A 17,212-nucleotide genomic window follows, 5' to 3' on the forward strand; every position below is an offset into this window, starting at 1 on the left:
CCGCCATTTCAGCAGAATTCGGTCCGCATTCCTTCGGGAGTTTCCGCAAGCTCGGACACAAAGCCCAGTAAATAAGCCATATTTTAAAGGTGTTTTTGGTGACCCCGATTGGATTCGAACCAATAACCTGCCCCTTAGGAGGGGGCTGCTCTATCCAGTTGAGCCACGGGGCCACGTCCCCTTCTCCCGATTCCAACGTTGCACTTCAAGTCCCTTGTCGCTGAAATGGCCGCGTGACAAATCACGCCAGATCAGAGAGTTTAGCGATAGAAACGCAATGTCGATCGCTGTGCGCCGGCGCAGGTACCGTGAGTTAAATCCATGACAGACAAGAAAATTATTCCCATGTCAGATGAGATTGAAATCCCACCTAGACGCCCCCTGACGCTCCGCGATGTCTCTGAAGCCTCAGGCGTCAGCGAAATGACCGTAAGCCGCGTCTTGCGCAATCGTGGAGATGTATCTTCGGCCACGCGCGAGAAGGTTCTGAAAGCCGCGAAAACATTAGGGTATGTGCCCAACAAGATCGCGGGGGCCTTGGCCTCAAGCCGTGTAAACCTTGTCGCCGTGATCATCCCAAGCCTGTCCAACATGGTGTTTCCTGAAGTAATGACAGGCATTTCCGAGGTGCTCGACGACACGCCCCTTCAGCCTGTTGTTGGCGTCACTAACTATATGCCGGAAAAAGAAGAAGAAGTGCTGTTTGAAATGCTGTCTTGGCGGCCTTCGGGCGTCATTATCGCGGGACTTGAACACTCCGATGCGTCGCGGGCCATGTTGCGCGCGGCCGGTGTGCCGGTCGTCGAAATCATGGATGTCGACGGCGAGCCGATCGACGCGGTAGTCGGGATCAGTCACCGACGCGCGGGACGGGAAATGGCCCGCGCCATTGTAAAATCCGGCTACGAAAATATCGGCTTCCTAGGCACGAAGATGCCCCTCGATCACCGCGCGCGTAAGCGGTTTGAGGGGTTTACCGAAGCGCTTGCCAAAGAGGGCATCGAGGTGATGGATCAGGAGTTCTATTCTGGTGGGTCAGGGCTAGCGAAGGGCCGGGAAATGACCGAAACCATCCTTAAACGCTCGGAAAAACTCGACTTTCTTTACTATTCAAATGACATGATCGGAGCAGGCGGTCTTTTGTATTGTCTCGATCACGGCATTGATGTTCCCGGCAGTATTGGCCTTGCGGGGTTCAATGGAGTCGAGCTATTGGATGGCCTGCCGCGTAAGCTCGCGACGATGGACGCAGGGCGTATAGAAATCGGTCGCGAGGCGGCGCGGATCATTGCTGGCCGCAGCGATGGGACGATAACCGAACGCGGACAACGGGTCGAGCTTACACCCAAGCTTGAGCCTGGAGAAACACTGCGCCGCTATCGCTAGAACGCTAAAAGCGTCCGCAATTTCCCAAAGGCACCCCGCTTTGCATTAGGCGACTGGAAAGACAAAAGCGTCTGGCCGCTCCTGTACCAGACGCATCATTGGAATGTTCTCCGTTATTGTGCAGGAGGGCAATTGATGTTGATGGTTCGCACCGATTGCCATCCCATGGACAAGCTATCGCGATCGAGGACCTGATCCATAACCAGGTGTGGCACGCAAGAACTCCCCGAATAAGAGGCCGTGACGCTTGATGCGGAGCCCAGGGAAACCTCTGCGTAATCTTGGTTAAAAAAAGTTCGCAAGCACGGATACAAAATCAAGAAATGATTTCGAACTTGTTCACGTCGACCATGCCTCGATCCGTAATTTTTAGCGCCGGAATCACGGGCAGAGCAAGAAACGCAAGCTGCAAGAACGGCTCTTCCAAGATCACACCCAGCGTTTTGGCAGCATCGCGAAGCGCACCCAATTGATCTTGCACACTCTCGAAAGGGTCCAAACTCATCAAACCAGCAACCGGAAGTGCAAGTTCGGCAAGAACCACGCCATCTTGCACAACTACGAAACCGCCTTCCAACGCGCTCAATCTGTTCGAAGCCAGTGCCATATCGGCGTAGTCAACGCCGACGCAGGCGATATTGTGGTGATCGTGGCACACTGTAGATGCAATGGCGCCGGATTTCATCCCAAACCCGCGGACAAAACCCGTAGCAATATTGCCATTTTTTCCATGCCGTTCGATGACGGCTATGCGCACAAGATCGCGTTTCGGATCGGGACGTTTGTCCCCATCGGTGATCGCAATGGTTTCAGTCAGATGCTCGGTCAAGATCTTACCTTCCAAGATGCCGATGACATCCGTCTGTTCACGATTACCCGAAGCTCGAAAATCTGCGGGTGCGACAGTGGGTGCCTTCACGGAGTTACGTCCGACAATTGGCACCGTGTCACGCTCGCCGAATGCTTCGGCATTTGCGAGGCGCCCGGCACAAAAGACCATCGTCGCGCGACAGCTTTCCAGACTGTCCAGAACAACAATGTCAGCGCGCAACCCCGGCGCAATCAAACCTCTGTCCTTCAACCCGAAGGCCTCGGCGGCCGACAGACTTGCAGCGCGATAGGCCGCAAGCGCAGGAGTGCCCAGCGCTATCAACGTGCGGATCATGTAGTCGAGATGGCCATGCTCTGCGATATCAAGCGGGTTTCGATCATCGGTACAAAGGCACATATAGGGCGCAGTGCGTTCCGTCAGAAGCGGTTGAAGCGCATGAAGGTCCTTGGATACCGACCCTTCGCGGATCAGAACCCGCATTCCCTTTTGCAACTTCTCTTTCGCTTCCGCCGCGCTTGTAGCCTCGTGCTCGGTTCGAATGCCCGCCGCCACGTAGGCGTTCAGATCTCGTCCGGATAACAACGGGCAATGGCCGTCGATGTGACCGCCCTCGAACAAGCGGAGCTTATCCATTGCCACCGGATCCCGATGGATTACGCCCGGGTAATTCATAAATTCAGCGAGCCCAATACCCGATGCATGACCGCGAAGAGCCGCGATATCCTCCGCATCAAGCCGCGCGCCAGCAGTCTCCATTTCAGTTGACGGGACACACGACGATAATTGCACACGTACATCCATCAACGTGTGCTCAGATGCGGTTTGGAAATACCGAATACCCTCCGAGCCAATCACATTCGCAATCTCGTGGGGGTCGCAAATGGCAGTTGTAACACCTCGGGGCGTCACGCAGCGGTCAAACTCAAGGGGGGTGATCAGCGAGCTTTCGATGTGGAGATGCGTATCGATAAAGCCGGGGACAAGAACCCGACCGCTCACATCAATTTCATGCGTTCCGTCGTACTGCGCCCCGGTCCCCACAATTGTCTCACCCGCAATTGCCACGTCTCCAGTCAGCATTTCACCAGTGACCAAATCGAACACCTGCCCACCTTTCAGAACCAGATCAGCGGGCAGGTCACCCCGCCCCATTGCGATACGCGTTTCCAGATCTCGGTGCTCAGTCATCAAAAAATGCCCCCTTTAAACCTGTGCTTCAAATTGGATGTAACATAGGCAATCCGACGACAGTTCATATAGTGGATTAAACGACGCGCTGCCTATTGCCTTCCAACCAAACTATCTCGGCAATTTGCTCAAGCTTTCGCGCCAATGGCTTGGATTTGCGCCAAATCATGCCAATAGAGCGGGAAGGACATTGAAGGCATACGCAGCGAACGGCAGCTTCGAGCCTATTCTGTTCTCTAATCTGTCAACATGCTATCCCGCTTTGCGGGCTGTTTGGCGTCTGAGGTTGCCTTGGTTCTCTTCGAGCGCGCTGGCTCATGATGGGGTTGGCTGGGTGTGGAGTGGCAATGTTGAAACCGCGATCAGTTGGTTGTTTGACTGTCGCTACACAATAGCCGCCATGTTCCACGCTCTCCCTCGGGCGTCGTCCCGCATGGGAACTGTGATGTAGGAATCCTCTGTTGTTGTTCAGTTTCTGGTCATGCGGTCTGGAAGTCAGTCTGATCGCGCATCATCGCATGCAGGATGATCGCGAGCCGCCTTGCCAGCGCGACCCGCGCCTTTCTCATAGTTGAGCGTCGGCCGATGGCGAGAGCCCATGACTTGAGCTTCAGCGGCGCTGCATATCGCGTGAGCATCACATTTGCGGCTTCATAAAGCAGCGTTCGGACCCGCACGTCCCCGCGTTTTGAGATGCTGCCGCTGTAATCCACCTCGCCGAACTGGTGGCGTTTGGGGACCAGCCTGAGATAGGGTCCAACATCTCGCGAGCGCTTAAAACGCGCCGGATCATCGATGGCCGCTGCAAACGCCAATGCGGTTATCGGGCCGACGCCCGGCACTGTCATGAGGCGGGTGCAGATCGCGGTGGATGGGACGTGAGCTGAACGGCATCGTCAACTTATCGGCTCTTGCCGAAAAGGAGCCCCGCACCCCTGATCAAGCGGCCTTCACCTCACACGTGATGTCGTCCCAAATGCTGTGAGCATCTGAGCGAGAGTGTCGATAGGCAGGGGCGGATAGTTTGTGGCGACGAGGGCGAAATACGGTTTGGACTTGATCGTGGGCAGACAAAGAGAGCTGTGCTTGGCCGGGCAAATTGAAGTAGGCCATGATCTTTTCTCGGCGCCGCGTCGTTCGATGCGAGCCTTCAGATCTGTTGTTTAAGCCCTTATGCCTGCGGTGGTCGATGCCGGGCGCGAGGCTTTTCAAAGCCGCACGTTAGCTGCCGAGCTTGTCGGTGATCACACCGCGCGGCCGCCTGTATTGCTTGAATAGCTTGCGCAAAAAAGCGTTTCGCTGCGCGAGTGTTTCGGCGAGCCCAGGGTCGTGATCACCGACAAGTTGCGCAGCTATTTCAAGCCGATCAAAACAGTGGCGTCGGACGCTGACCACCGCGCCCACAAGGGATTGAATAACCCCATCGAAGGATCACACAGGCCTCCCCGCAAGCGCGAGAAGGTATTCGGCCGGTTCAAGTCACATCGGCAGGCTCAGAGATTTCTGTCCGCTCACGATCAGATCAACCTGATTTTCCGTCCCCGCCGATTTCAACTCACCGCAAACTCATACCGCCACGCCCGAGCTGACGCGTTCAGCCTCTGGGCAGAATACACCATCGAGATGGTGGCGTAATTTACAGACCAGCAACACCCTACGACATGCGGCCAACAACTTGGCAATGCCCTTGAATGAAGCTCGCACCGGCATGATCGTGATTTGACAATAATGCGTGGCTAAGATGTGCGATCTGTTGCTCTGTCGGGGCTTTGGCAGAAAACTCTGTATCGCGCTCGGTTAGGCGCCGTATCACTTCTCTTGCAAGACTCTCAACAGTTCCCCCGGGAGGCTGCGATTTTCGGTCAATCAATGTTGACTTTCTTCGCATCCACAGAATCGGTCATTGTGTTGCAGTTGGCCCGCCTGATGGGCGCGTCCGCTCCTTCAAGATGCCAGCATTTTCGGCTTTTAAAGCAATCAAGCCTTGGGTCGCACCCGTGCAGCCGTCTTGTCGGCGAAGGCTGCAAGGCGAGCACGCGATTCGGGCTGCGTGTTCACGACACCGGCCAAAACAGCTTCGGCATAGGCGGCGTCAAAGGCCGACATATTTTGCATATGACTCACAGCAGAACAAATTGCGAAGTTCGACAAAGGCAAATTTTCAGCTGCCTTTCTCGCGAGTTCTAAAGCGACATCATGACTTGATCCCGCGACGAGATACTGCGCGAAGCCAAGGTTTATAGCCTCCTGCCCGCGGTAGACCCGCCCGGTGAGCATCATGTCAATTGTCCGTGCTTTTCCTACCAAGTCGGTCACCCGGATCGTGGCGCCACCCCCGGTGAACAGTCCCCTCTGTCCTTCGGGAAGAGCAACATAGGCGGTTTCATCCATCACACGAATATGTGCCGCACTTGCAAGTTCCAGACCACCGCCAACAACCGCGCCTTGCAGCGCAGCAATAATTGGCACGCCGCCGTATTCCATCTTATTGAAGGCTTCATGCCACCGCATGCAGACATGCATGAAATCAGCAGGGCTCCGGTCAGCATTGTGGTGCTCAATCAGATCGAGACCGGCACAAAAATGATCCCCGGCGCCAGCCAAAACCACGGCCCGCACACCTGCGCGCGGCGCTCGTGAGAAGAATTGAATAAGTTCTTCAATAGTATCGATATCCAAAGCATTGCGCTTTGCCGGACGGTTCAACGTTACTGTACAAACGCCCTCGTCTTGCACAGAGACAGCCAGATTTTTGAAGTCGGAAGGGTCAATCTCAAGAGCCATGTCGTTCTAACCTTGTGCTAGGAGCGAAGTCACCACGTCACAGATGTCTGCACAGCAACGCATTCAGCTCCTATTTCGACTGACATGCGAGGTGTCCGCGCGCGCTTTATCTTCGTGTGCCAAAACTTTTGCATCCATTACTGAGTGCGCCAGCCGTTTCGTAACGCCTTCAAGTCGCTCAAGGATGGTCATGGCAAGCTCGGCATCGCGATCCTTTAGGGCAACCAAAATATCGGTGTGGATCTGAACGATCTCCGCTCGGGACCGCGCTGTAAAGGTGATCATATTCATCAAAGGTTGCATGGCCTCGATGGAGCCGGAAAGCTGGTAAGACAAAACAGGGTTTTGAGCGCCATCGACCAATGCACGATGAAACGCAACGTCGGAAGCACAGAACGCCTCGTCGGTCAGATCGGGGTCGCCTTGACGGGCGATTTCATTGCGCATGATCGCCAGTTGCTCAGGTTTGCGGCGCGCTGCGGTCATCGGCGCACAGGCGCGCTCCAGCGCGAACCGGGCCTCGCACGCCGTGTCAAAGCTGATGTCGTTCATGCTGAGAAGAAGTGTGGACGTCGTGACCAACTGCTCCCTTGCATCTGCGTAAGACAAATGCCGCACAAAAGCACCTCCGAACGCACCACGCTGAGTTCGGATCAATGATTGTGCCGCCAAACGCTTTAAGGCTTCGCGGATTGTTGGTCGCGAAACATCAAACTGATCTGCAAGCTCCGCTTCAGAGGGAAGGCGCTCATCGACGATAAGTGCGCCAGAGATAATGGCGTCACGAATGGCCGTCGCGATCTGGGCTGATAGGCCTGCGCTGCTGTCAGGATCGATTTTCATTTGTCAGACATTTAAAAGTCTGACATTTAATTTGCAACCGCTGACTCGGAGACGGCTTTGTTCGCAGATCGCATTCGATCCATGATTGGGGCGCATTGGTTAATGCTCTTTGGCGCAATCCTAGCGTCTTGGGCCACGCTGTACGCTATGGCGATCCCGCCCGAACTTCGCGAGGCGTCGCGGCTGTTCGGTGCCGAGTTTTGGATCGCGCTTTGCACCATCACGCCCGACCTTGCAGGCTATGGCCGGGTCGCACTGATGTGGCTATTGATGTCCACCGCCATGATGTTACCAACCGTGCTTCCTGCCTTCGCCGCCTACGACGACCTGAAGCAGACATCTGCTGAGACAAGCTTTTATGGGCTCGCATCGGGCTTCATCGTTGTTTGGGCTGGCTTTGCCTTTATTGCGGCAGGTCTACAAATGGCGCTCTTCCACTTTGATCTGGTCAGTGGCTTTGGCGACAGTCGTTCCATTTGGCTGTCGGTCGCTCTTTTAGCAATCGCCGGCGGTTACCAATTTTCCGAATTGAAAGAAGCTTGCCTCAGCAAGTGCCGCGCACCCCTGACATTCTTTATGCAGTACTGGGGCGAAAGCCCCCTAAAAATGGGCCTTCGCCTTGGTGCGACCTGCCTTGGATGCTGCTGGGCACTGATGCTCCTGGCCTTTGTCGGGGGCGTGATGAGCCTCGCCTTTATGGGCCTCGCAACACTGATAATGACACTTGAAAAGCTGCCCGACATCGGGCGCTGGATGAGCCGGCCTCTCGGTTTCGCCCTTCTGGGCGCCTCCGGAGTTATGGCTGTCTCAGGATTCTAAAGGGAGAGAGCGAATGGCATTGGATGGCGAAGTCGGAACCGTCCCCTGGACGCTAAAGGGTGAATTGATCCTGAACTGCAACTGCACGGTCTTTTGCCCCTGCGTTGTCTCCCTTGGCCAACACCCCCCCACCGAAGGCCACTGCCAGACATGGGGTGGTATCCGGATTGACGAAGGCCAATACGGAGATGTCGACATCGCCGGGCTGAACGTCGGTCTCATGATCGAAATCCCCGAACGTATGGCTCGTGGCAACTGGAAGGTTGCGCTTTTTATCGATGATCGCGCCAGCGACGAAGCCTATGAAGCGATCGTGACGATCATGTCTGGCAAAGCGCGCGGCACGACCGGTCTCTTCAATGTGCTGGTGTCGGAACTGCTTGGCCACGAACGCCAACCGATCACCTACGAAAACGAAGGTAAAACACGCCGGATTGTTGTTGGAAAACGGATCAAGGGCGAAATCATTCCTGTTGCGGGCAAAGATCCCGAGAACGACCTCGTGATCACCAACACTCAGTACTGGATGGGCGCGGACATCACGGTCGCAACGGCAAATCAGGGACGTTTGCGCGCCTTTGGGCGTGTTTGGGACTTCGAAGGGCGCTCTGCAGAAATCTGCCAGATCGACTGGCACGGACCAAAGTAGGCGTCTGTTCGAGGAGGAGGAGACGTCATGCAAGCCCACTACAATAAAGGGACGGCGAATAGGGCGAACTACGTGCCACTTTCGCCTATCTCAAATCTGAACCGCGCCGCAGCTGTCCACGGCCCACGCCCGGCAGTCGTCTACGGCGATGTGCGTTATGATTGGCGCACCTTCGCCGAGCGTGTCCACGCCGTCGCAGGAGGCTTGCAGGCGCGCGGGCTTGGCAAGGGCGACACCGTTTCCGTCATCTGCCCCAACATCCCCGAACTGTTTGAACTGAGCTTTGCAGTTCCAATGATCGGCGCTGTCCTGAACACAATCAATACAAGGCTTGAAGCCGAAACCATTGCATATATTTTCGGCCACGCGGAAACCAAACTAGTCATTGCTGACAGCACTCTCGGCAATCTTGTCCACGCAGCATTCGATTTTCTCGGCGAAACACTGCCGCTGGTCACAATCCGCGATGCGCAAGGGCCAGATGCAGGGACTGTTGGCGAGTCTGACTACGACCGGCTTCTCGAAAGCCCTGCTTTCAGTGGGAACGGTCTGCCAGATGATGAATGGCAGGCCATCGCACTGAATTATACGTCCGGCACGTCTGGTCGGCCCAAAGGTGTCGTCTACCACCACCGTGGTGCGGCGCTTATGGCGATGGGCACGGTAAACGCATGGCAAGTGCCGCACTACGCGTCGTATCTTTCAATCGTCCCAATGTTTCACTGCAACGGCTGGTGCCACCCTTGGATGCTACCGCTTGTCGGTGGGAAAATGGTGTTCACGCGGGACCCGGTCCCCCAGCGCATCTTTGAAGCCATCCAAGCCGAAACCATAACGCATTTTGGCGCGGCACCCATCGTTTTGCAAATGCTCGCCGAGAGCCCGCACGGGCCGACAGAGCCCTACAAACCGCGTATTCGTGTTATGACCGCCGGGGCGCCGCCTCCCCCGGCCATTCTTGAGAAGACCGGCGCGATGGGTCTCGATGTCATGCAAGTCTATGGCTTGACCGAAACCTACGGTCACATCTCCCAATGTCTCTGGCAGGAAGACTGGGATAGCCTGGAACCTTCTGAACAGGCGGAACTTCAAGCCCATCAGGGCATTGCCTTTCCGATGGTTGAGAATGTCGCCGTGATAGATCGCGAAACCGGCCGTCCGGTGCCGATGGACGGCGAAAGCCAAGGCGAAGTCGCGATCCGTGCCAACACGGTTATGAAGGGCTACTACAAAGACGACGAGGCCAGCGCAGAGGCGTTTGTCGACGGCTGGTTCTGGTCCGGAGACGCAGCAGTTGTCCACAAAAACGGCTACATGCAGATCCGTGACCGGTTGAAGGATGTGATCATTTCAGGCGGCGAGAATATCTCATCGGTTGAAGTAGAGGCTGTCCTCTACCGGCACCCTGATGTGCAAGCTGCAGCCGTCGTCGCCAAACCTGATGCAAAGTGGGGCGAAGTCCCTTGTGCCTATGTCGAACTTCGCGACGGGACCGACCCAAGCGGCGACGACATCATCACATTCTGTCGTGGCCACCTCGCTGGCTTCAAAACACCAAAATCCGTGGTCTTTGGAGAACTCCCCAAAACCGCGACCGGCAAAATAAAGAAATTCGAATTGCGCCAACTGGCCCGCGCAGAAGGATAGCACCTCAATGGCTCTCATCGCTCCCTCGCGGCGGCTCCGCCGTACACCGTTCTCTGATGGTGTCGAAGCCGCCGGTGTCGGTGCTTACACCGTCTATAACCACATGCTTCTTCCCGCTTTCTTTGAAAGCCTGGACGCCGACTACCACCACTTGAAAAAATACGTTCAGGTCTGGGATGTCGCCTGCGAGCGCCAAGTGGAGCTCCGCGGCCCCGACGCTACACGGCTGATGCAAACGCTCACACCGCGCGACCTGCGTGGTATGCTTCCTGGGCAGTGTCTCTACGTGCCGATTGTCGACGAAACCGGCGGCATGTTAAACGATCCTGTCGCTGTCAAAATCAGCGAAGATCGGTACTGGATCTCAATTGCGGACTCTGACCTGCTTCTCTGGGTCAAAGGCATCGCCAACGCCTATCGCTTTGAAGTGCTTGTCGATGAACCCGATATCAGCCCTCTGGCCATCCAAGGGCCAAAAGCAGACGAGCTTGCAGCCCGCGTCTTTGGCGAAGACATCCGAAATCTCCGCTTCTTCCGCTTCGGTATCTTCACTTTTGAAGGACAGGACGTGATCATTGCGCGCTCCGGGTATTCAAAACAGGGCGGGTTTGAGATCTACGTGGAGGGCGCAGAATGGGGCATGCCAATCTGGAACGCCTTGTTTGAAGCGGGAAAAGACCTCAACGTCCGCGCCGGTTGCCCCAATACCGCCGAACGGATTGAAGGCGGTCTTTTGAGCTATGGCAACGACATGACCCGTGACAACACACCTCACGAATGCGGTCTCGGCAAATTTTGCAACACCCAAACCGCTATCGGCTGTATGGGCCGCGACGCGTTGCTGCGCGTGGCCAAAGATGGACCTATCCGCCAAATTCGCCCGATAGAAATCAAAGGCCGAGCACCGGCTTGCGACCGTGTGTGGCCGATTATGGCGAAAGGGCAAAAAGTCGGTCAAATCACATCAACCGCTTGGTCTCCGGATTTCGACTGTACCGTCGCGATCGGCATGGTCCGCATGACCCACTGGGATCCCGGAACGACACTGTCCATCGAAACGCCCGAGGGAAGCCTCGAAGGGATCGTCAAAGACGATTTCTGGCACAATGCTTAGGCGGCTGGACTGGACTGACCCACACTAACGCGATCAATTGTGCAGATCACGCTCTGGGCCGCAGATCATAGAAAGCCAACGCTTACACGCCACACAGACCTCAGGCGTGTAAGCGAGATCACCAAAAAACGACGCGTACGCCATTGGCAAATCACGAAAAATACTTAGATTCAGTGGTGAGCCGTGCAGGATTCGAACCTGCGACCCACTGATTAAAAGTCAGTTGCTCTACCAACTGAGCTAACGGCCCACTCGGCCGCCGGACGTAAACGGCACACGGGTGAGCGTCAAGGGCAAATAGACCACGATCTTACCCAAAGCGACGGCGCGACGCCTTGACACAAACCCCGTCAAGCAGACACCTTCACACCCGACCCCCGTCAGATAGGAAAATCATGCGTAAGTTCTACCTTGCCACAGCCATGTTTCTTGGACTCGCGGCATGCGGGGCCTCGCCGAACGGGCTTCTTGTCAGCCCCGGCGCTGAAGCGGTTGGTGGTAATCTTTTTGTCGAAACCCTAGAAAATGGCGACCAAATCCTTGTGCTGGACGGCGAAGTTACACCGGACACGTCCTATGTCTTCCAATCGCTTGCCGAGTACACTGAAATCGACGGCCTGGTCATTGCGCAGAGCCCTGGTGGCGACTTGCTGGCCGCACATCAGATTGGCCGAACGATTGCAGCCAAAAAAATCAATACTGCCGTTCTGTTCAGCTGCATCTCGGCATGCGTCGATATCTTCATCGCAGGGCACGAACGCTCGATCGCTGCAGAAGCCGAACTTGGGCTCCATTCTGCCGAGGACCTCGAATTCGGGCTCTCTGTCGACCGGCCGTACTGGAAAAGCTTTGGGTTTGAGGCCGTCAACGAGGCCGCCTACAAGGTTCCGTTCAACGACATCTGGATCGTCTCATCAGAGCGCGCGAAAGAGTTGCGCCTCGCCACCGAAATAATACGGTAATCCCTTCCACACCTTTGCAGATCGGCAAAGCGGGCGTATATGCGCGCAATGACCTCCGAGACTCAGCCCTCCGGCCTGCCGTTCATGAAGATGCACGGGCTTGGCAACGACTTCGTCGTGATTGACCGCCGCTCCGGAGGGCCAGAGGTTACGGCTGCAATCGCGCGAGCAATCGGGAACCGCCACACAGGCGTCGGGTTCGACCAGTTAGCGGTGATCGAAAACAGCGCTCAGGCGGCCGCGAAACTCACTTTTTTCAATGCGGACGGCTCGCTGTCTTCGGCTTGCGGAAACGCCACCCGGTGCATTGCACGCCACATCATGGAAGAGACAAACGTCTCGTCCCTGACGCTGCAGACCGAGCGCGGCCTGTTGCCCTGCGAGGACGTCGGAAAAGGTCTCACTCGCGTTAACATGGGCCTGCCTCTCACGGACTGGCAGTCAATCCCGCTCGCCCACCAGGCCGATACACTCCACCTCCCGATTGACGGTGACCCGGTTGCAACCGGCATGGGCAATCCCCATTGCACATTCTTTGTTGCCGATGCCGACACCGTTGACCTCGAAGGGCGCGGTGCCAAAATCGAACATCATCCTCTCTACCCCGAACGTACCAACGTCCAGTTTGTCAGCTTGATCGGACCCGACCACCTGCGCATGCGTGTCTGGGAACGTGGCGTCGGCGTGACTCTCGCGTCTGGGTCGTCTTCCTGCGCCGTCGTCGTCGCGGCGGTTCGACGTGGCCTCACCGGTCGTCAGGTGAAAATCGACCTCGACGGGGGGGCAATCAGCATTGATATGTGCGACGATGGCGTTTGGATGACCGGCCCAACTGCGCATGTATTTTCGGGTTTCCTGACCCAAGATTTCTTGGAAGAGGCCTAAGATGGACCGCAAAGTCCCGATCTTTGCCACGCTCGGCTGCCGGCTGAACGCCTACGAATCTGAGGCGATGCGCGAAATGGTCGACGCCGCCGGTCTCTCTGACGCGGTGATCGTCAACACCTGTGCCGTGACCGCAGAAGCCGTGCGCAAAAGTCAGAAAGAGATCCGCCGTCTTCGCCGCGATAACCCGACCGCGAAATTGATCGTGACGGGATGCGCCGCACAGACCGAGCCGGAACGCTTTGCCAATATGGCGGAAGTCGATCTGGTGCTTGGCAATACCGAAAAAATGGCCCCTGATACCTGGAAACGCGCCGCCGACTTCATTGGCGAGACTGAACGGGTTCAGGTCGACGACATTATGTCCGTCACCGAAACCGCAGGGCATCTGATTGACGGCTTCGGTCGCCATCGCGCCTACGTGCAGGTTCAAAACGGCTGTGACCACCGCTGCACCTTTTGCATCATCCCCTTTGGTCGCGGAAACTCCCGCTCAGTTCCCGCCGGTGTCGTGGTTGATCAAATCAAGCGCCTTGTAGACCGTGGTTTCAACGAAGTTGTGCTAACGGGCGTCGATCTGACCAGTTGGGGTGCCGATCTTCCCGCAACACCAAAACTTGGTGATCTGGTCCGTCGCATACTGAAGTTGGTCCCTGATCTTTCGCGCCTTCGCATCTCTTCGATTGATTCCATCGAAGTCGATCCGGCCCTCATGGAAGCCATCGCAACCGAGCCGCGCCTGATGCCCCATTTGCACCTATCGCTTCAGTCCGGCGATGACATGATCCTGAAACGCATGAAGCGCCGGCACCTTCGCGATGACGCCATCGCGTTTTGCACCGAAGCGAAAAGCCTTCGTCCCGAAATGACCTTCGGCGCGGACATCATCGCGGGCTTCCCCACGGAAACCGACGCTATGTTTGAAAACTCGCTCAAACTGGTTGCAGACTGCGATCTGACATGGCTCCACGTCTTTCCCTATTCGATCCGCCCTGGCACACCCGCTGCCCGGATGCCGCAAGTGGATGGTCGGATAATTAAAGATCGCGCCGCCCGCCTGCGTGCGGCAGGCAGCGTTGCTGCTCAAAAGCATCTCTGCGCTCAAATAGGGAAAACTCTCAAAATCCTGGTTGAAACACCTGACGTTGGCCGCACCGAGCAATTCGCCGAAGTCCGCTTTGCAGAGCCGCGCCCCGAAGGCACGCTCACGGTTGAGCACATCCAGGGGGTGGACCATGACGCACTCGTTGCTTGATGATCGCAGGCCCTGCTGCCAGGGTTATGCGTCAATCGCCCATGGTCAAATCAGATCATGAAGACAAAGGAACGACCCTGATGGCCATGACGCTTTTCCACAGCACGACCTCTCCCTATGTGCGCAAAGTCGACGTACTTTTGCGCGAGAGCGGCCTTTTGGATCAGGTCACCTTCATTCCCGGCAGCGGAACGCCGCTTGCTCCCAATGACGACACCATTACGGCCAACCCGCTTGGCAAAATCCCGGCCCTGCTCAGGGACGATGGACCTGCGATTTATGACAGCCGCGTTATCTGCCGCTACCTCGACGAAATGGCTGGTGGAGGTTTCTACCCGGAATCGCGCCTCTTTGAGGTTCTGACACTTGAAGCGACAGCCGAGGGTATACTCGATGCCGCACTCCTGATGGTCTACGAAGGCCGCTTGCGCCCTGCAGAAAAACGCTTTGACGATTGGGTGGAAGGCCAGTGGCTCAAGATCGACCGGGCGCTGAGCGTGCTCGAGGACCGCTGGATGAGCCACCTTCACGGGACGCTGACAATGGGCCAAATTTCCGTGGGCTGTGCGCTGGGCTATCTCGATTTGCGGCATAACGGACGCAACTGGCGCGAAAACCGTTCATCTTTGGCCGCTTGGTATGAAGGTTTTGCGAAGCGCGAAGCAATGCAGGCGACAGTCCCCGTGTAACCAAACTCTCTTCAGACACCTAAAGGGGATTACGCTGGATGCATTGAATGGGACGCTGATCGCCCAAAATGCGATAGACAGGCGTGATTTGGTGCAAAACGTGCCAAATCTTTGCAGAGATTTGCCTTTCTTTAACGAAGGTGCGGTCGATTGTCCGCTGGACGACTACAAATCATAGCGCTAGATAGCCCCATCAGGCAGGCGGATTCTGTCCGCCCGGATGTTTTGGGCATAAACGCCCCGAAATAAATGGAGAAACTCGTGTCGCACGCAGATGATCACGAAGGCACACGCCGGGACTTTCTTTACTACGCCACAGGTGGCGCAGGTGTTGTCGCAGTCGGTGCCGCTGTTTGGCCCCTGGTCAACCAAATGAACCCGTCAGCAGACGTTCAGGCCCTATCGTCAGTTCGCGTTGATGTAGCCGGGCTCGAGCCCGGCTCGCAGATGACCGTCAAATGGCTCGGAAAGCCGGTGTTCATTCGCCGCCGCACCGAAGAAGAAATAGCGGCGGCACGCGCAGTTGACGTCTCTGATCTTCCCGATCCGATTGCCCGTAATAACAACCTTGGCGAAGTGCCCGCCACGGATGAAAACCGCGCCCTTGACGAAAGCGGTGAATGGCTCGTTCAAATTGGCGTCTGCACCCATCTCGGCTGCGTGCCACTGGGCGACGCTGGCGACTTTGGTGGCTGGTTCTGCCCGTGCCACGGCTCACACTACGACACGTCCGGACGCATCCGTCGCGGCCCAGCGCCTGAGAACCTTTTGGTTCCTACGGCAGAGTTTGCAGACGAAACAACAATCGTCCTCGGATAAAGGAGAGAAAGATGGCCGGAATTCCTCACGACCACTACGAACCGAATTCGAAGGGCGAAAAGTGGCTTCACCGCCGTCTGCCAGTTGTTGGTTTACTTTATGATACATTAATGATTCCCACACCCAAAAACCTGAATTGGATGTGGATTTGGGGTATCGTGCTGACGTTCTGTCTTGCGATGCAAATCGTGACCGGCATCGCTCTTGCCATGCACTACACGCCGCATGTCGACATGGCTTTCGCCAGCGTCGAACATATCATGCGCAACGTGAACGGCGGTCACATGCTGCGCTACCTTCATATGAACGGCGGATCGCTGTTCTTTATTGCAGTCTATGCTCACATTTTCCGTGGTCTCTACTACGGTTCTTACAAAGAGCCGCGCGAAGTCACATGGATCATCGGCATCCTGATCTTCGTACTGATGATGGGCACAGCGTTCATGGGCTACGTGCTTCCATGGGGTCAGATGTCCTTCTGGGGCGCCACGGTGATCACCGGCCTGTTCGGCGCGATCCCCTTGGTGGGTGATGCGATCCTGACGTGGCTGCAAGGTGGTCCGGCGGTTGATAATGCCACGCTGAACCGCTTCTTCTCGCTGCACTATCTGCTACCATTCCTTATTGTTGGCCTTGTGGTTGTGCATATCTGGGCCTTCCACACCACGGGCAACAACAACCCGACCGGCGTTGAAGTGCGTCGCACCTCAAAAGAGGACGCAGAGAAAGACACGGTCCCGTTCTGGCCCTACTTTGTGATCAAGGACCTTTTCGCATTGGCGGTCATCCTTGCGATCTTCTTTGCAATTGTCGGTTTCATGCCAAACTATCTCGGCCACCCCGATAACTACATCGAAGCCAATCCGCTGGTGACGCCGACCCACATTGTGCCCGAATGGTACTTCCTGCCGTTTTACGCAATCTTGCGCGCCTTCACCGGTGACGTCTGGGTCGTGATCATTGCGAACTGGGTGACAGGTGGCATTGTCGACGCCAAGTTCTTCGGTGTGATCGCTATGTTCGGCGCAATTATCGTCATGGCGCTTGCTCCCTGGCTCGACACATCCTCCGTTCGGTCCGGCAAATATCGTCCGATGTTCAAATGGTGGTTCTGGCTTCTTGTTGCGGATTTCTTCTTTCTGATGTGGCTTGGCGCCATGCCAGCAGAAGAGCCATATGCGTCGTTGTCACTGATCGCGTCGGCATATTGGTTCGGCTACTTCCTGGTGATCCTGCCGCTCCTTGGTGTCATCGAGAAACCGTTGCCGCAGCCTGAGACCATCGAAGCCGATTTCGAGGCCCACAAAGCCAAGGCAAACGGCGGCACAGGCGCAGCCGAA

The 17,212-nt window shown here is 56.3% G+C and carries 14 protein-coding genes, 2 tRNA genes and 3 pseudogenes; 12 read left to right on the plus strand and 7 right to left on the minus strand.

Features of this window, described 5'->3' with window-relative positions; all coding sequences use genetic code 11:
* Positions 1 to 96 precede the first annotated feature (96 nt).
* Positions 97 to 173: transfer RNA gene (locus tag AC221Y_RS09380), tRNA-Arg, on the minus strand.
* A gap of 148 nt (positions 174 to 321) precedes the next feature.
* Between AC221Y_RS09380 and AC221Y_RS09385 the strand changes: the two genes are divergently transcribed.
* Complete coding sequence (locus AC221Y_RS09385) at positions 322 to 1,386, plus strand: LacI family DNA-binding transcriptional regulator (RefSeq protein WP_486707220.1); 1,065 nt, start codon at positions 322 to 324, stop codon at positions 1,384 to 1,386.
* A 316-nt stretch (positions 1,387 to 1,702) separates the two neighbouring features.
* On the opposite strand, the gene ade is transcribed toward AC221Y_RS09385, so the two are convergent.
* The 3 genes and pseudogenes from ade to AC221Y_RS09400 all read right to left on the minus strand — a co-directional run.
* Positions 1,703 to 3,406 carry an adenine deaminase gene (gene ade, locus AC221Y_RS09390; protein ID WP_299758146.1) on the minus strand — a complete coding sequence of 568 codons (1,704 nt, stop codon included), beginning with the start codon at positions 3,404 to 3,406 and terminating at the stop codon, positions 1,703 to 1,705.
* Between the two features lie 479 nt (positions 3,407 to 3,885).
* A pseudogene (locus AC221Y_RS09395) lies at positions 3,886 to 4,266 on the minus strand (transposase); the annotation flags it as partial.
* A 79-nt stretch (positions 4,267 to 4,345) separates the two neighbouring features.
* A pseudogene (locus AC221Y_RS09400) lies at positions 4,346 to 4,727 on the minus strand (DDE-type integrase/transposase/recombinase); the annotation flags it as partial.
* Here AC221Y_RS09400 and AC221Y_RS09405 point away from each other — a divergent pair.
* A pseudogene (locus AC221Y_RS09405) lies at positions 4,718 to 5,041 on the plus strand (DDE-type integrase/transposase/recombinase); the annotation flags it as partial. The pseudogenes AC221Y_RS09400 and AC221Y_RS09405 overlap by 10 nt on opposite strands.
* Before the next feature lie 342 nt (positions 5,042 to 5,383).
* Here AC221Y_RS09405 and AC221Y_RS09410 read toward each other — a convergent pair.
* The gene (locus tag AC221Y_RS09410) at positions 5,384 to 6,190 is read right to left on the minus strand and encodes a crotonase/enoyl-CoA hydratase family protein (protein WP_486707221.1); all 807 of its coding nucleotides are present in this window, start codon (positions 6,188 to 6,190) and stop codon (positions 5,384 to 5,386) included.
* 63 nt (positions 6,191 to 6,253) lie between these two features.
* A complete protein-coding gene (locus tag AC221Y_RS09415; RefSeq protein ID WP_299758141.1) occupies positions 6,254 to 7,033 on the minus strand; it encodes a FadR/GntR family transcriptional regulator in 780 nt (259 codons plus the stop codon).
* A gap of 81 nt (positions 7,034 to 7,114) precedes the next feature.
* On the opposite strand from AC221Y_RS09415, the gene AC221Y_RS09420 reads away from it, so the two are divergent.
* Genes AC221Y_RS09420 through AC221Y_RS09435 form a run of 4 tightly spaced genes read left to right on the plus strand, consistent with a single transcriptional unit; the run spans position 7,115 to position 11,262 of the window.
* Complete coding sequence (locus tag AC221Y_RS09420) at positions 7,115 to 7,852, plus strand: DUF2182 domain-containing protein (RefSeq protein ID WP_486707223.1); 738 nt, start codon at positions 7,115 to 7,117, stop codon at positions 7,850 to 7,852.
* A 13-nt stretch (positions 7,853 to 7,865) separates the two neighbouring features.
* On the plus strand, positions 7,866 to 8,501 hold the full coding sequence (locus AC221Y_RS09425; protein ID WP_299758139.1) for a DUF1326 domain-containing protein: 636 nt from the start codon (positions 7,866 to 7,868) through the stop codon (positions 8,499 to 8,501).
* Between the two features lie 27 nt (positions 8,502 to 8,528).
* Positions 8,529 to 10,148, plus strand: a complete 1,620-nt coding sequence (locus AC221Y_RS09430) for an AMP-binding protein (protein WP_299758136.1) — start codon at positions 8,529 to 8,531, stop codon at positions 10,146 to 10,148.
* 7 nt (positions 10,149 to 10,155) lie between these two features.
* Complete coding sequence (locus AC221Y_RS09435; protein ID WP_299758133.1) at positions 10,156 to 11,262, plus strand: dimethylsulfoniopropionate demethylase; 1,107 nt, start codon at positions 10,156 to 10,158, stop codon at positions 11,260 to 11,262.
* A gap of 174 nt (positions 11,263 to 11,436) precedes the next feature.
* On the opposite strand, the gene AC221Y_RS09440 is transcribed toward AC221Y_RS09435, so the two are convergent.
* Positions 11,437 to 11,512 (minus strand) — tRNA-Lys (locus AC221Y_RS09440).
* A 145-nt stretch (positions 11,513 to 11,657) separates the two neighbouring features.
* Here AC221Y_RS09440 and AC221Y_RS09445 point away from each other — a divergent pair.
* The 6 genes from AC221Y_RS09445 to AC221Y_RS09470 all read left to right on the plus strand — a co-directional run.
* The gene (locus AC221Y_RS09445; protein ID WP_299758131.1) at positions 11,658 to 12,224 is read left to right on the plus strand and encodes a hypothetical protein; all 567 of its coding nucleotides are present in this window, start codon (positions 11,658 to 11,660) and stop codon (positions 12,222 to 12,224) included.
* A gap of 39 nt (positions 12,225 to 12,263) precedes the next feature.
* Complete coding sequence (gene dapF / locus AC221Y_RS09450) at positions 12,264 to 13,109, plus strand: diaminopimelate epimerase (protein WP_299758129.1); 846 nt, start codon at positions 12,264 to 12,266, stop codon at positions 13,107 to 13,109.
* Between the two features lies 1 nt (position 13,110).
* Entirely contained in the window at positions 13,111 to 14,364 is a 1,254-nt protein-coding gene (mtaB, locus tag AC221Y_RS09455) for a tRNA (N(6)-L-threonylcarbamoyladenosine(37)-C(2))-methylthiotransferase MtaB (RefSeq protein WP_299758127.1), read from the plus strand.
* Positions 14,365 to 14,450: 86 nt separating this feature from the next.
* Complete coding sequence (locus AC221Y_RS09460; protein WP_299758157.1) at positions 14,451 to 15,053, plus strand: glutathione S-transferase; 603 nt, start codon at positions 14,451 to 14,453, stop codon at positions 15,051 to 15,053.
* Positions 15,054 to 15,314: 261 nt separating this feature from the next.
* A complete protein-coding gene (gene petA / locus AC221Y_RS09465; RefSeq protein WP_299758124.1) occupies positions 15,315 to 15,872 on the plus strand; it encodes a ubiquinol-cytochrome c reductase iron-sulfur subunit in 558 nt (185 codons plus the stop codon).
* An 11-nt stretch (positions 15,873 to 15,883) separates the two neighbouring features.
* A partial coding sequence (locus tag AC221Y_RS09470) for a cytochrome b (RefSeq protein ID WP_486707222.1) occupies positions 15,884 to 17,212 on the plus strand: 1,329 nt, incomplete at its 3' end.

Source organism: Boseongicola sp. (assembly GCF_057460485.1).

Excerpts from the sequence above, each read along its gene's own strand:
- AC221Y_RS09460 (WP_299758157.1), top strand. The coding sequence starts at position 14,451 with ATGACGCTTTTCCACAGCACGACCTCTCCCTATGTGCGCAAAGTCGAC.
- ade (WP_299758146.1), bottom strand. The coding sequence starts at position 3,406 with ATGACTGAGCACCGAGATCTGGAAACGCGTATCGCAATGGGGCGGGGT.
- AC221Y_RS09435 (WP_299758133.1), top strand. The coding sequence starts at position 10,156 with ATGGCTCTCATCGCTCCCTCGCGGCGGCTCCGCCGTACACCGTTCTCT.
- AC221Y_RS09430 (WP_299758136.1), top strand. The coding sequence starts at position 8,529 with ATGCAAGCCCACTACAATAAAGGGACGGCGAATAGGGCGAACTACGTG.
- AC221Y_RS09445 (WP_299758131.1), top strand. The coding sequence starts at position 11,658 with ATGCGTAAGTTCTACCTTGCCACAGCCATGTTTCTTGGACTCGCGGCA.
- AC221Y_RS09420 (WP_486707223.1), top strand. The coding sequence starts at position 7,115 with ATGATTGGGGCGCATTGGTTAATGCTCTTTGGCGCAATCCTAGCGTCT.
- dapF (WP_299758129.1), top strand. The coding sequence starts at position 12,264 with ATGCGCGCAATGACCTCCGAGACTCAGCCCTCCGGCCTGCCGTTCATG.
- AC221Y_RS09415 (WP_299758141.1), bottom strand. The coding sequence starts at position 7,033 with ATGAAAATCGATCCTGACAGCAGCGCAGGCCTATCAGCCCAGATCGCG.
- AC221Y_RS09425 (WP_299758139.1), top strand. The coding sequence starts at position 7,866 with ATGGCATTGGATGGCGAAGTCGGAACCGTCCCCTGGACGCTAAAGGGT.
- AC221Y_RS09385 (WP_486707220.1), top strand. The coding sequence starts at position 322 with ATGACAGACAAGAAAATTATTCCCATGTCAGATGAGATTGAAATCCCA.
- AC221Y_RS09410 (WP_486707221.1), bottom strand. The coding sequence starts at position 6,190 with ATGGCTCTTGAGATTGACCCTTCCGACTTCAAAAATCTGGCTGTCTCT.
- mtaB (WP_299758127.1), top strand. The coding sequence starts at position 13,111 with ATGGACCGCAAAGTCCCGATCTTTGCCACGCTCGGCTGCCGGCTGAAC.